The sequence below is a fragment of the Vibrio sp. NH-7 genome (assembly GCF_053643215.1).
Window position 1 is genome coordinate 457,278 of sequence record NZ_CM132187.1, and the last position, 12,865, is coordinate 470,142.

Annotated in this window: 14 protein-coding genes; 6 read left to right on the top strand and 8 right to left on the bottom strand. The window is 45.1% G+C overall.

Annotation, left to right across the window (positions count from 1 at the left end; all coding sequences use genetic code 11):
* Positions 1-14 precede the first annotated feature (14 nt).
* Complete coding sequence (rpoS, locus tag ACUALS_RS02385) at positions 15-1,010, top strand: RNA polymerase sigma factor RpoS (protein ID WP_269979253.1); 996 nt, start codon at positions 15-17, stop codon at positions 1,008-1,010.
* Positions 1,011-1,090: 80 nt separating this feature from the next.
* On the opposite strand, the gene ACUALS_RS02390 is transcribed toward rpoS, so the two are convergent.
* Both ACUALS_RS02390 and ACUALS_RS02395 read right to left on the bottom strand, forming a co-directional pair.
* On the bottom strand, positions 1,091-2,359 hold the full coding sequence (locus ACUALS_RS02390) for an HlyC/CorC family transporter (RefSeq protein WP_005476496.1): 1,269 nt from the start codon (positions 2,357-2,359) through the stop codon (positions 1,091-1,093).
* 122 nt (positions 2,360-2,481) lie between these two features.
* Positions 2,482-3,276, bottom strand: a complete 795-nt coding sequence (locus ACUALS_RS02395) for a cytochrome C assembly family protein (RefSeq protein WP_005476452.1) — start codon at positions 3,274-3,276, stop codon at positions 2,482-2,484.
* A 208-nt stretch (positions 3,277-3,484) separates the two neighbouring features.
* On the opposite strand from ACUALS_RS02395, the gene ffh reads away from it, so the two are divergent.
* From ffh to rplS, 5 genes are all read left to right on the top strand, one after another.
* Positions 3,485-4,873 (top strand): signal recognition particle protein, encoded by a 1,389-nt coding sequence (gene ffh, locus ACUALS_RS02400; RefSeq protein WP_005476509.1) that lies wholly within the window; start codon positions 3,485-3,487, stop codon positions 4,871-4,873.
* Between the two features lie 207 nt (positions 4,874-5,080).
* The gene (gene rpsP / locus ACUALS_RS02405; RefSeq protein ID WP_005438039.1) at positions 5,081-5,329 is read left to right on the top strand and encodes a 30S ribosomal protein S16; all 249 of its coding nucleotides are present in this window, start codon (positions 5,081-5,083) and stop codon (positions 5,327-5,329) included.
* Positions 5,330-5,356: 27 nt separating this feature from the next.
* Positions 5,357-5,905: a ribosome maturation factor RimM gene (rimM, locus tag ACUALS_RS02410; RefSeq protein WP_005476454.1), complete on the top strand. Its 549-nt coding sequence runs from the start codon at positions 5,357-5,359 to the stop codon at positions 5,903-5,905.
* A 27-nt stretch (positions 5,906-5,932) separates the two neighbouring features.
* Positions 5,933-6,682, top strand: coding sequence for a tRNA (guanosine(37)-N1)-methyltransferase TrmD (gene trmD, locus ACUALS_RS02415; protein ID WP_038137653.1), 750 nt, complete (start codon positions 5,933-5,935; stop codon positions 6,680-6,682).
* Between the two features lie 49 nt (positions 6,683-6,731).
* Positions 6,732-7,085, top strand: a complete 354-nt coding sequence (gene rplS / locus ACUALS_RS02420; protein ID WP_005476458.1) for a 50S ribosomal protein L19 — start codon at positions 6,732-6,734, stop codon at positions 7,083-7,085.
* A gap of 283 nt (positions 7,086-7,368) precedes the next feature.
* Here rplS and yacG read toward each other — a convergent pair whose 3' ends face one another.
* The 6 genes from yacG to pilB are packed head-to-tail and all read right to left on the bottom strand — an operon-like array spanning position 7,369 to position 12,856.
* A complete protein-coding gene (gene yacG, locus ACUALS_RS02425; RefSeq protein WP_038191328.1) occupies positions 7,369-7,563 on the bottom strand; it encodes a DNA gyrase inhibitor YacG in 195 nt (64 codons plus the stop codon).
* 51 nt (positions 7,564-7,614) lie between these two features.
* The gene (zapD, locus tag ACUALS_RS02430) at positions 7,615-8,355 is read right to left on the bottom strand and encodes a cell division protein ZapD (RefSeq protein ID WP_005476491.1); all 741 of its coding nucleotides are present in this window, start codon (positions 8,353-8,355) and stop codon (positions 7,615-7,617) included.
* Positions 8,356-8,389: 34 nt separating this feature from the next.
* Positions 8,390-8,998, bottom strand: coding sequence for a dephospho-CoA kinase (gene coaE / locus ACUALS_RS02435; protein WP_454448779.1), 609 nt, complete (start codon positions 8,996-8,998; stop codon positions 8,390-8,392).
* Between the two features lies 1 nt (position 8,999).
* Positions 9,000-9,869, bottom strand: coding sequence for a prepilin peptidase (locus tag ACUALS_RS02440; protein ID WP_454449214.1), 870 nt, complete (start codon positions 9,867-9,869; stop codon positions 9,000-9,002).
* A gap of 59 nt (positions 9,870-9,928) precedes the next feature.
* A complete protein-coding gene (locus ACUALS_RS02445) occupies positions 9,929-11,155 on the bottom strand; it encodes a type II secretion system F family protein (protein ID WP_454448780.1) in 1,227 nt (408 codons plus the stop codon).
* A gap of 12 nt (positions 11,156-11,167) precedes the next feature.
* The gene (gene pilB, locus ACUALS_RS02450) at positions 11,168-12,856 is read right to left on the bottom strand and encodes a type IV-A pilus assembly ATPase PilB (protein WP_454449215.1); all 1,689 of its coding nucleotides are present in this window, start codon (positions 12,854-12,856) and stop codon (positions 11,168-11,170) included.
* Between the last annotated feature and the right edge of the window lie 9 nt (positions 12,857-12,865).

The following is a 12,865-nucleotide window of genomic DNA, read 5'->3' on the forward strand; positions in this document are numbered from 1 at the left end:
CAGGGGGAGGCGCTATGAGTATCAGCAATGCAGCAACGAAAGTCGAAGAATTCGAAGTAGGACAACAAAACGTTACGGCGTTTGAATCTGAACAAGAATCACCATCCACAAAATCTACACCTGCTGAAGAAGCTAAAGGAAAGGAAGAATTTGACGCTTCAGCAAAAAGTCTCGATGCCACTCAGCTCTATTTGGGGGAAATTGGCTTTTCTCCACTATTAACCGCAGAAGAAGAAGTGCTGTACGCCCGCAGAGCCTTAAGAGGTGATGAGGCTGCAAGAAAGCGCATGATAGAAAGTAACTTGCGTTTAGTGGTGAAAATTTCTCGTCGATACAGCAATCGAGGACTCGCACTTTTAGATCTTATTGAAGAAGGTAACCTAGGTCTTATTCGAGCTGTTGAAAAGTTCGATCCTGAGCGTGGTTTCCGTTTTTCTACCTATGCCACTTGGTGGATTCGTCAGACCATTGAACGAGCCCTAATGAACCAGACTCGCACGATTCGTTTGCCAATCCATGTTGTGAAAGAGCTGAACATCTATTTACGTACCGCGCGCGAACTTTCTCAAAAGCTAGACCATGAACCGACCGCTGAAGAGATTGCGACCCAACTAGATAAGCCGGTAGATGATGTCAGCAAAATGCTTCGTCTCAATGAACGAATCAGCTCGGTTGATACACCAATTGGTGGGGATGGCGAAAAAGCGTTGTTGGATATCATTCCAGACGTTAATAACTCAGACCCTGAAGTATCGACGCAAGATGACGATATTAAAAGCTCGCTTGTGCATTGGTTAGATGAACTTAACCCGAAACAAAAAGAGGTATTAGCTCGTCGCTTTGGTCTGCTGGGTTATGAACCATCGACACTTGAAGAAGTAGGACGTGAAATCAATTTAACTCGAGAGCGAGTACGCCAAATTCAAGTAGAAGGTCTACGCCGTTTAAGAGAGATTTTGATTAAACAAGGCTTGAGTATGGAAAGTTTGTTTAGCGTTACCGAAGATTAGGAGCAAAAAGCCTTGGCAGTGCCAAGGCTTTTTTCATTTGCTTAGTTGCGGCCCTGAAATGTGCCTACATAGGTAAAATATTATGCCCTACGCTTAGGAAAGACACGAACTGACTTAATTCGATTCTCTTCTAGTTCAACAATTTCCATTGGGTGACCAGAGACTTGAACGCTCAAGTGACTCTCTGGGATATCCTCTAAATGTTCTAAGATAAGCCCGTTTAATGTTCTAGGGCCATCAGTTGGCAGTTTCCATTTTAACCCTTTGTTGATATCGCGAATGTTGGCGCTACCATCGATTAGGAAGCTACCATCGCCTTGAGGCGAAATTTCTTCCGAAAGGCTTGGTGTAATTGATGTGGTGAACTCGCCAACAATCTCTTCTAGAATATCTTCCAAAGTAATTAGGCCGATAATGTCACCATACTCATCAACGATCAGACCAATGCGCTGCTTATTGCGCTGGAATTTTAGCAGTTGAACGTTGAGTGGCGTACTCTCTGGAATGAAGTAGACTTCATCAGCTGCTCTTAATAAGGTCTCTTTAGTGAACTCATTCTTCTCTAACATCAATCGGTACGATTCTCGTAGGCGCAGCATCCCAACCACTTCGTCGATTTGGTCGCGATACAACACTACTCGACCATGAGGCGAGTGTGTCAGCTGTCGAACAATAGATTTCCAATCATCATTGATGTCGATGCCCGTAATCTCATTTCGCGGCACCATGATGTCATTCACCGTCACGTGTTCAAGATCCAAAATGGAAATCAACATATCTTGGTGGCGTCTAGGAATAAGACTGCCAGCTTCATTCACTACGGTTCTTAACTCTTCAGAGCTTAGGTGGTCGTCTCCGCCATGATCTGCTTTTATTCCGAGTAAGCGGATAAAGCCATTAGTAATGAAGTTCACCAACATGACGAGTGGAGAGAGCAGTTTCATCAAGATGGTGAGAACAATACTGCTCGCGTAAGACACGCGCTCTGGATAAAGCGAGGCAAGGGTCTTCGGGGTGACTTCGGCAAACACGAGCACGACCATAGTGAGAGCCCCCGTTGCAATTGCGACACCTAGATCTCCATATAAACGCATACCCAGAATTGTCGCGATAGCTGAAGCAAGAATATTGACAAGGTTGTTGCCGATGAGAATAAGACCAATTAAGCGGTCTGGGCGGTCGAGTAGTTTCTCGACGCGTTTTGCACCTTTATGCCCGTGGTTTGCTAGGTGCTTGAGGCGGTATCGGTTCAAGGACATCATCCCTGTCTCTGAACCCGAAAAATATCCTGAAATTACGATAAGACACGCGAGTAGCGCAAATAAGATACCCGTTGATATGTCGTCCAAAGCTTATCTTTTCCTTGTTGGGTTTGGTTAATTTATGACCTAATTATCAAAGTAAGTCAATTTAGATTAGGGTGGGCTGTATTGTAAAAGAAAGGTGCAATTGGTGCACCTTTGACTCGTTATTAACCCAGAATTATCTCGCGAACAAATCGACTGCCAAAATAGGCTAGAGTGAGCAAGGTTGCACCAGCAACCGCAAACCATGTAATTTTGCGTCCGCGCCACCCTTTTTGATAATGCCCCCACAATAAAGTGGTGTATATCAGCCATGCAATAAAGGAAAGAATGCCTTTATGTGCTTTCCCCTGAGCAAACATATCTTGTACAAACACAAAACCCGTTATTAGCGTGCCGGTCAGCAGCAAGGTGCCAAGCAGGATGATGTTAAACAATTGACGTTCAACCATCAGCAAAGGCGGTAAGTTTGGGTTTATCGCCAGTGCTTTTTTGGCTTTCAATTTATGATCGAGCCAAGCAAGTTGCAGCGCGTACAGCGCTCCAATCGTCAGTGTTGAGTATGAAAACAACGCTAGCGAGATATGAATCAGCAGCTTAGGGTCTTGTTCAAGGTGAGTAATAAAGGTACTCGGAAGAAATGCGGCAGCGGAGAGGTTAATCGCAGCAAAGCTATAGACAACTGGCAGTAAAAACCACAACCGAGTTTTGAGCATGGCAATGCTCATCACCAATGAAATGATAAAACTAATTAACGAAGCCACATTGAGAATACTCAGGTTTTGCCCTGAGGCTTCTATGATCAAATCACTGAGCAACCAAGCATGAAAAGCCAATGCTAAAAAGGCACTGACTAAGACGGTTTTAGCTCTGATACCGGTCTGATTTACAAGCCCAGGTATGATTGTCGCGATTGCTAAAAAATAGAGTATTGCAGCAACAACGGCGATTAAGTTGTCCATGGTTCTCTATAAGCTGGTGGATTTTTAACAAATTATACCCTGCATCAACGACTTGAGCTATGACTTATCTCCCTCATTTACGTGACATGAGATATCAAATGTTGTTAATGCTGTGTCCACACTCGGTTGGCTAAGGTATAATCACAGTAATTGTCGCTAAATTTAACGGGTGAGATGTATTCATGCTCGCTCAAAAAAGAGACTTAAGATGTTTGAGAATTTAACGGATCGATTGTCCAAAACGCTGAAAAATATCAGCGGAAAAGGTCGCCTGACCGAAGACAACATAAAAGATACCTTACGTGAAGTACGTATGGCGCTTTTGGAGGCGGATGTCGCGCTTCCAGTGGTACGCGATTTTATTAAACGCGTAAAAGAAGCAGCCGTTGGTGTTGAGGTTTCCAAATCCCTAACACCTGGCCAAGAGTTCATTAAGATTGTTCAAGGTGAACTTGAAGCCGTAATGGGTGAGTCAAATGAAGCTCTAAATCTTGCTGCGCAGCCACCTGCTGTTATCTTGATGGCAGGTCTACAAGGTGCGGGTAAAACCACATCGGTCGGTAAGCTATCTAAGCTTTTAAAAGAGCGTGATAAGAAGAAGGTACTGGTTGTTTCTGCTGACGTTTATCGCCCAGCCGCGATCAAACAGCTTGAAACGTTAGCGTCAGATATTGGTGTCGATTTCTTCCCCTCTAGTGCGGATCAAAAGCCAATTGATATCGCTAATGCTGCTATCGATCATGCGAAGAAGAAATTCTACGACGTTTTGGTTGTCGATACCGCAGGTCGCTTAGCCATCGATGAGCAAATGATGGGAGAAATCAAAGAGCTTCACTCTGCGATTGATCCTGTTGAGACGCTATTCGTCGTCGATGCGATGACAGGTCAAGACGCGGCAAACACTGCGAAAGCATTTGGTGATACGCTGCCACTTACAGGCGTAATCTTAACCAAAGTAGATGGTGATGCTCGTGGTGGTGCCGCGCTTTCTGTTCGCCATATCACGGGTAAACCGATCAAATTCTTAGGTGTTGGTGAAAAGACGGATGCACTTGAACCTTTCCACCCAGATCGTGTGGCATCACGTATCTTGGGCATGGGTGACGTCCTATCTCTAATCGAAGACCTGCAACGTAATGTTGACCAGGAAAAAGCAGAGAAACTGGCGAAAAAGTTCAAAGAGAAGAAAGGTTTTGACCTTGAAGACTTCCGTGAGCAGCTAGGTCAGATGCAAAACATGGGCGGCATGATGGGCATGATGGATAAGCTGCCGGGGATGAGCAACTTGCCTGACAATGTGAAAGACAAAGTCGACGACAAGATGTTCAAGCAGATGGAAGCGATCATCAACTCGATGACCATGAAAGAGCGTCAACGCCCAGAACTGATTAAAGGTTCACGTAAAAAGCGTATCGCTGCAGGTTCTGGCACCCAGGTGCAAGATGTTAACCGTCTACTCAAGCAGTTCACCCAGATGCAGAAAATGATGAAGAAAATGCAGAAAGGTGGCATGAAAGGCATGATGCGCAACATGCAAGGCATGATGGGCGGCATGGGAGGAATGGGCGGTGGCGGTTTCAATCCGTTTGGCCGTTAAATCAGACCTGCAATAAAAATTTCAAGGTGTTAGCTGAGTCACAAACTTAAGTTTCGTTTTATGTTGGTGAAAAAGTAGCTAAAGACCTTGCATTGCTCCGGAATAAGAGTAAAATTCCGGAGCTTTATTTTGGCACGAGCCCCAAATCATTTAGCGATAAATGGTTTCTGGGGTTAATTTTATTTTTGAGAAAGCAAAGAGGACGACATGGTAACCATTCGTTTGGCACGTCACGGCGCTAAGAAGCGTCCATTTTATCAAATCGTAGTAGCGGACAGCCGCAATGCAGCAACTGGCCGTTTCATCGAGAAAGTTGGTTTCTTCAACCCAACTGCTAAAGGTCAAGAAGAAGGTCTACGTCTAGACCTAGATCGCGTTAACCACTGGGTTGGTCAAGGCGCATCTCTATCTGACCGCGTTGCTAAGCTAGTAAAAGACGCTCAAAAAGCGGCTTAATTCTTACTTGAAAGAAGAAATTAGCTTATGTCGATGAAAGGTAAAGAAACAATGAGTGAAGACAAGATTGTTGTAGGTAAGTTAGGTGCTTCTTACGGCATTCGCGGCTGGCTTAAAGTTTTTTCCTACACAGACAATGCTGAAAGCATGTTTGATTACACCCCATGGTTTATTAACCAAGGTGGTAAGTGGGTTGAGTACAAGGTTGAGAGTTGGAAGCGCCATAACAAAGGTTTGGTGGTGAAACTCGAAGGTCTGGATGTGCGCGAAGATGCGCAATTACTGACAAACTTTGAAATCTCTATTGACCCTGCTGTTCTTCCAGAATTGCCATCAGATGAATTCTATTGGCGTGATTTGATTGGGATGCACGTAGTAACCGACAAAGGTTACGATCTAGGTACTGTCTCTGACATGCTAGAAACGGGTTCCAACGATGTTTTGGTTGTAAAAGCAAATCTAAAAGATGCTTTCGGGCAAAAGGAACGATTAATTCCGTTCCTTGAAGAGCAAGTGATCAAACATATTGATCGCGAAGCTCAACGGATCGAAGTTGACTGGGATCCTGGATTCTAAACTCCAAAATTTCAGAGCGAGATAAACATGTGGGTTGGCGTAATAAGCCTTTTTCCTGAAATGTTCCGTTCTGTTACTGATTATGGAGTAACAGGTCAAGCGGTTAAAAAAGGTCTTTTGTCGATTGAGACTTGGAATCCTCGCGATTTCACGCACGACAAACATCGCACTGTTGATGATAGACCTTACGGTGGCGGCCCTGGCATGCTCATGATGGTTCAGCCTTTGCGCGATGCTATTCATGCAGCCAAGCAAGCTTCACCGGGTAAGACGAAAGTCATTTACCTTTCTCCTCAAGGTCGAAAGCTCGACCAAAAAGGAGTCGAAGAGCTGGCAACAAATGAGAACTTGCTTTTGATTTGTGGCCGCTATGAAGGGGTAGATGAGCGTATCATCCAATCTGAAGTTGACGAAGAATGGTCAATTGGGGATTTCGTGATGACGGGTGGTGAGATTCCAGCCATGACGTTGATTGATTCAGTGTCTCGGTTTGTGCCGGGAGTGCTAGGAGATTTTGCGTCAGCAGAGGAAGACTCCTTTGCTAATGGCTTGTTAGATTGCCCTCACTATACGCGTCCTGAGGTGTTAGATGACAAAGAAGTACCATCGGTGCTGATGTCAGGTAACCACAAGGAAATTCGTCGCTGGCGACTTAAACAGTCGTTAGGCCGTACTTGGCTAAGAAGACCAGAACTCCTGGAAAACCTAGCTCTGACTGACGAACAGGAACAATTACTGGCCGAATTTATTAAAGAGCACCGCTCTGGTAAAAAGTAAGCAGTAACCTATTAAATTTAGTATCAGTTTATTCTAGGAATTTATTAAAATGAGTAACATCATCAAGGCTCTTGAAGAAGAGCAACTAAAATCAGACCTACCTAAATTTGCACCAGGTGACACTGTTGTAGTTCAAGTTAAGGTAAAAGAAGGTGACCGTGAGCGTCTACAGGCTTTCGAAGGCGTTGTAATCGCAATCCGTAACCGTGGTCTACACTCTGCTTTCACTGTACGTAAGATCTCTAACGGTGAAGGTGTTGAGCGTACGTTCCAAACACACTCTCCAATCGTTGATAGCATCGAAGTTAAACGCCGTGGTGCAGTACGTCGTGCCAAGTTGTACTACCTACGTGAGCGTTCTGGTAAGTCTGCTCGTATTAAAGAGAAACTTGCTAAGAAGTAATGCTATAACTAGCGTTCTCATAGTATTAGCGGAGCCCTGTGGCTCCGCTTTTTTATTCTTTGCTTATAACTTGCCACTTCTCTCTACCGTTGTCATCGGTACTCATTTACTGGCCCTATTTGTTCAAAGAAAGTTCCGCGATTCTTCCTAGGTAGAAAGAAAAATATCTACGTCCTAAGTTAAAAATTGTATTTGATATAACAACCTAAGTAATACGCTGGATACAAAAAGAGCCGATGTTTTCACATCAGCCCTCTAGTCAGCTTAAATCACATTGTCTCAATCAATATTGGTCTTCTGACCAGCCATCTGAATCAGACATATCCGGTGCGCCCGGAATGGTATTTTCTTCATCTGCCCACTCACCAAAATCGATCATTTGGCATTGCTTGCTGCAAAACGGACGATAAGGGCTTTGTTCCCCCCAAGTCACGTCTGTACCACACTGTGGGCAGGGAACGATAGTAATCTTAGTCATAATCAACTCATTGTCGAAGATCGGGTTTAGAGATGAGTTTAGCGGAAAGACTTAACAACACACCGCTAATTTAAACTCTATGTTTGCAGTCGATGCCTGCCCAGAAGCAAATTCGATAAATTTGATCGCAAATCTATTCTTGTGCCCTGAGATCATTGGGTAGACACCAAACTCCATCGGAATCTCCAAGCGTAAAATATTGGCTTCATCGGCATCACTCTGATAGAAACCAGCCGGCGCATTATACGCGCGGAAGTGACCAGTTTCACGAGTCAGTCTTAGCCATAGCTTCAACGCTTGTGCTAGGGGCAATAAACTACCGAGCCATTTGTTAGCGTCGGCTTGTTTTTGATTGATAGGTAAGTGCAGCCAATGATGTAGGGCGGGCAAGTCAAAGCAACATGAGCCACCAGGCAAGTTAAAACGCTGGCGAATTGCACTTAGGAATCGGTCCTCTTTTAAGCTCTGGCCAAATCGCTCAGCGGCCATGAGATGGCTATGCGCTTCGTCGACTTCACGCAAAATACCGAGGAGCATTTCCTGATCGACGCCATCAACATTCAGCCAGTTGCGATAGGTTAAACGTTGCTTCTCAATATCCTTAGCGAGCTCACTTTTTAGCTGTATTTGCTCAAAAATCTCTAGCAGGTCAAATAGAGAACGATAAAAAACCAAATGCTGCATATCGTCACTGAATTCTGCAGCCAAACGCAACTGATTGAGCAGTGCTTCGACTCTCAAGTAGATGCGGGTTTTTTCGTTCAATGGATGTTCGAAGTAGTGAGTGGTCATTAAAATGCAGTCGTGAATGGTTCTACCTTTATTCTCACCGATTTGCCCTACCGATTTCTAGGAACTTTTGATGCAATTCTGTGATTTGAGGCAAAAGTTTTTGGTTTTCTGTATCATTTTTAATCACGAAGTCCGCAATGGCTAATCGTTGCTCTCTGCTTGCTTGAGCTGCAACAATGGCTTGTGCTTGCTCAAGCGCTACGTTGTCTCGTGCCACCGTTCTTTCTAACTGAGTTGCCTCATCGACATCGACGACAACAACTTTGTCCGCTAGATGTTGTAAGTGATTTTCAACCATCAAAGGAATGACTAAAAGCGCATATTCTGAGGTAGTATTCGCTAACTCAGTGAGCATGTTTGCGCGAATCATCGGGTGAAGTAATTGGTCTAGCCAGGCCTTTTGGCTTGGGTCTGAGAAGATGATCTCTCGCAGTTTACTTCTGTCGAGATTGCCGTCTTCTAGTAAAACAGAGGAGCCAAATTTGCCCTCTATGGCTTTTAATCCTTCACTGCCAGGTGCCACTACCTCACGAGCGATGACGTCAGCGTCCACAATTTCGATGCCAAAGTGCTGATGAAAAAGGTTTGCGACGGTCGTTTTACCACTGGCAATCCCACCGGTTAACCCCACAACAAAGGTCATATTAGAGTCCTAAAAAATGAGTCAGATAAAAGCCCCAAATCTGAGAGCCCCACATCATGCTTATCCAACCAGCTATCGCCAAGTAAGGGCCAAATGGAAAGGCTTTATCGATACCTTGGCGTTTTAGTCGCAGCTGAATAAGGCCAAATACCAGTCCGACTAAAGAAGAGAATAGGATAAGCATGGGAAGTTGTTGCCATCCGAGCCAAGCGCCTAGAGCCGCCAGCAGTTTAAAGTCACCGTAACCCATACCCTCTTTACCAGTAGCCAGTTTAAACAGCCAATAAACTGACCAAAGGGATAGATAACCTGCCATCGCGCCAATGACCGAGTCTTGCAGTGAGATAGGGCTTATTTGAAACAGGGCCAACGCGATACCCGCCCAAGTGAGGGGCAATGTCAGGGAGTCTGGCAGCAGCATGGTATCGAGGTCGATAAAGGTTGCAGCAATCAGTACGAACGTAAAAATCAGTAGGGCGAGTGTGAAGTAACTAAAGCCAAGCTGATACGATACAACAAAGCTTAAGCCGCCACTGAGCAGCTCAACCAGAGGGTAGCGGGCGCTGATTGGATTACCACACTGTCGACACTTCCCTCTTAGTAGCAACCAACTTACCACAGGAATATTATCTATAATGCGGATTGGGGTGTGGCATTTAGGGCAAGTTGAACGAGGAACACTGAGGTTATAAGTTCCCTTTGGTGCTTCTATGTTGTACTCGGGAAAGCTTTCGGCGCATTCTTGTCGCCACTCTCGCTCCATTATTTTTGGTAGACGATGTATGACCACGTTGAGAAAACTACCAATGATGAGGCCAAAAATGGTCGCCATGGTTGGAAACAACCAAGGGTAGTAATGAAATTGCTCGATCAAACCAATATCGCCCTAGATGAAAGAAAGTGCCAAGCACAAAATAGTAAAGGCTAATACTATCCTAATACACTCATTAAGTTAAAGATCGGCAAGTACATAGCGACCACTAAGCCTCCCACAACCACCCCAAGGAAAATAATAATCATAGGTTCTAGGACTTTTCCTAGATTATCGACGGTGTTATCAATTTCAAACTCATAGATGGTGGCGACTTTATTGAGCATGTCATCTAAGCTTCCTGATTCTTCGCCAATCATTACCATTTGTAGCACCATTTCAGGAAAGGTTTGTGAGTTTCGCATCGCAATGTACATCGGCATGCCTGCTGCGGTATCGGCATAAACTTGTTCGATCGCGTTTTGATAGTGAATATTATTGGCGGTTTTCGCTGATGTTTTTAAGCATGAAAGTATCGGGATACCAGCACTAAAACTCGTTGCCAACGTTCGGCTAAACTTCGCAATGGAAGCTTTGCTAATGATGGTACCAATTATTGGGATGTTTAAGCTTGCTCGACTTGTTGCCAATTGAATGCGGAAGGATTTTTTTCGTCCGAGTTTTAACAGTAAAAACGCGATGGCAAGCGCCATAAACACCATGCCTGAATAAGATTGAACCCAGTGAGAGAGGATAAGAACCTGAGCGGTAAACCAAGGTAGGTCAGCGCCAAATCCAGAAAACATTGATTCAAATTCCGGTATGACGACGGTTAACATTAAATAAGTGACCGATAATGCGGTAATCACAACCATGGATGGGTAGATCAGAGCTTTGATTACTTTTGCTTTCAGTTGTTCTGACTTTTCTCGATAAGTTGCAATTCGTTCAAACACTTCGGCTAGGTTACCAGATTGTTCACCGGTTGCGACAAGGTCTACGTATAAGGTGTCAAAATGCGTGCTCGCTGTTCGCAGCGTTTTTGATAGTGGTGTGCCAGATTCAACCCCTTTCACTATTTGGGACAAAATCGATTTCATCTCGGCTTTACGGTGATTATCTGCGACCAACTTAAGAGCCTGAATCAACGGCACGCCCGTCATCAGCATCGTCGCTAACTGCCTCGTTAAAATCGTAATGTCTTTGCGTTTCACGCGCTGCGTTATGCGTTTGTATAAGGAAAGATTGCGCTTTTTCAGCTTTTTGACTTGGATATGTTGTTCTTTCAGTTTGTCTCGCACCTCGTTTTCGGTCAGCGCTAATAATTGACCTGAAACTGGTTTACCGATGCTATTGAGACCTCGCCAATGGAAGCTTTTTAATTGGTTCTTGTATCGATTTTTCACATGAACTTCCCGCTATAAGTAGAGTACGCGTTGCAGCTCAGAGACACTGGTAATGCCCAAACGCAACTTTTCTAAGCCAGATTCTTTTAATGTCGCCATCCCTTCACTGCGAGCAAGTTGCTCGAGGCTTTGGATTGAAGAGCCCTGCGCGATGGCTTGAGATAAGGTAGGGGTAAAGGACATGACTTCGTAGATGCCAACACGTCCTACGTAGCCGTTATTACATTCTGAACACCCATCGCTAGATGCACGATAAAGAGTTTCACCTAAGGTTAGGTCGAGTCCTATCGCTTGAGTGTGATCGACTTGATAAGCGATTTTGCAATGACTACACAAACGTCGAGCAAGCCGTTGGGCGATAATCAAACTGAGTGAAGAGGCGATATTAAAGGGCTCGACGCCCATGTTGCTGAGTCTAGCGACACTTTCCGCGGCAGAGTTTGTGTGTAAGGTCGAGAGCACGAGGTGGCCTGTTTGGGCGGCTTTAACGGCAATCTCTGCGGTCTCAATATCTCGGATTTCACCCACCATGACGATGTCTGGGTCTTGGCGGAGAAACGCGCGTAAGGCTTGCGCAAAACCAAAGCCAATTTGAGGTTGGACTTGGACTTGGTTGATACCAGAGAGGTTGATTTCTACGGGATCTTCCGCTGTCGCGATGTTCACTTCCGCTGTGTTTAATAGTTTTAATCCGGTATAGAGTGAGACGGTTTTACCACTGCCCGTTGGTCCCGTCATAAGGATTAGCCCTTGTGGGCGGCGTAATGCATTCAGGTATTGCTGTTTTTGTGTGTCATTATATCCGAGGGCATCAATGTTAAGACTCGCCTCACTGCTATCTAGCAAACGGAGGACGATTTTTTCACCCCACAAGGTGGGTAATGTTGAAACGCGCATATCAATTGCGGTGTTGGTGCCGATTTTTAGTTTAATACGCCCATCTTGCGGAAGCCGCCGTTCTGCGATGTCGAGTTTGGAGAGAATTTTCAATCGGGCGGCTAAACGTCGGCTTAAATGATGTGCAGGTTGCTGGATTTCGACCAAAATACCGTCACAGCGAAGCCTGACGCGATAGGAATCTTCATAGGGCTCGAAGTGAATGTCGGATGCCCCTTTTCGCACAGCATCAAGCAGAATTTGATTGATGTAACGACTCACCGGAGCGGTGTCTAAACTGAGATCTTCAATAGTACCGATTTCATCATCGGAAACATCGACCAGCTGTTCGAGGTCTTGCTCATTGAGCTCTTTTTTGGCTGATAGTCCCGTCTCTATTGTTCGGCCATAGAGTTTACGAATTGCACTATGAAGCGCTTTTATATCGGCAAGAACTAGCTCAATTTGCCGACCTGTCGCAAAGCGAAACTCATCTTCTAGTTCAAGGTTTGTCGGATCGGCAATGGCAATAGTGAGTTGCTGAGCACTTTCATAGAGTGGCAAGGCTTGGTGGCGGGTGATGAGTTCCCTCAGCCCTAACTTTTGACACATCGCAGCGTAGTCAAATTGCTCAATCTCTACTTTCGGCAGGCCAAAGATGTGTGCGAGTTGCTCGGTCAGTTGCTGGTGTTCAATGAGGTTGAGAGTGAGCAACGCCTCCGGCACGGATTGACCGGAGGCTTGACACTGTTCGATAACGCTCGCTTCTTGCGCCGCATCCAAAAGGTGGGCTTGGCGCAAGATAGCTGGGAGGTTGGTTAGCACAGTTTCGTG

What these genes read in the sequence shown, in the direction of transcription:
- ACUALS_RS02395 (WP_005476452.1), bottom strand. Translation starts at nt 3,276, where the DNA reads ATGGACAACTTAATCGCCGTTGTTGCTGCAATACTCTATTTTTTAGCA.
- rpoS (WP_269979253.1), top strand. Translation starts at nt 15, where the DNA reads ATGAGTATCAGCAATGCAGCAACGAAAGTCGAAGAATTCGAAGTAGGA.
- rplS (WP_005476458.1), top strand. Translation starts at nt 6,732, where the DNA reads ATGAGTAACATCATCAAGGCTCTTGAAGAAGAGCAACTAAAATCAGAC.
- yacG (WP_038191328.1), bottom strand. Translation starts at nt 7,563, where the DNA reads ATGACTAAGATTACTATCGTTCCCTGCCCACAGTGTGGTACAGACGTG.
- coaE (WP_454448779.1), bottom strand. Translation starts at nt 8,998, where the DNA reads ATGACCTTTGTTGTGGGGTTAACCGGTGGGATTGCCAGTGGTAAAACG.
- zapD (WP_005476491.1), bottom strand. Translation starts at nt 8,355, where the DNA reads ATGACCACTCACTACTTCGAACATCCATTGAACGAAAAAACCCGCATC.
- ffh (WP_005476509.1), top strand. Translation starts at nt 3,485, where the DNA reads ATGTTTGAGAATTTAACGGATCGATTGTCCAAAACGCTGAAAAATATC.
- rpsP (WP_005438039.1), top strand. Translation starts at nt 5,081, where the DNA reads ATGGTAACCATTCGTTTGGCACGTCACGGCGCTAAGAAGCGTCCATTT.
- trmD (WP_038137653.1), top strand. Translation starts at nt 5,933, where the DNA reads ATGTGGGTTGGCGTAATAAGCCTTTTTCCTGAAATGTTCCGTTCTGTT.
- rimM (WP_005476454.1), top strand. Translation starts at nt 5,357, where the DNA reads ATGTCGATGAAAGGTAAAGAAACAATGAGTGAAGACAAGATTGTTGTA.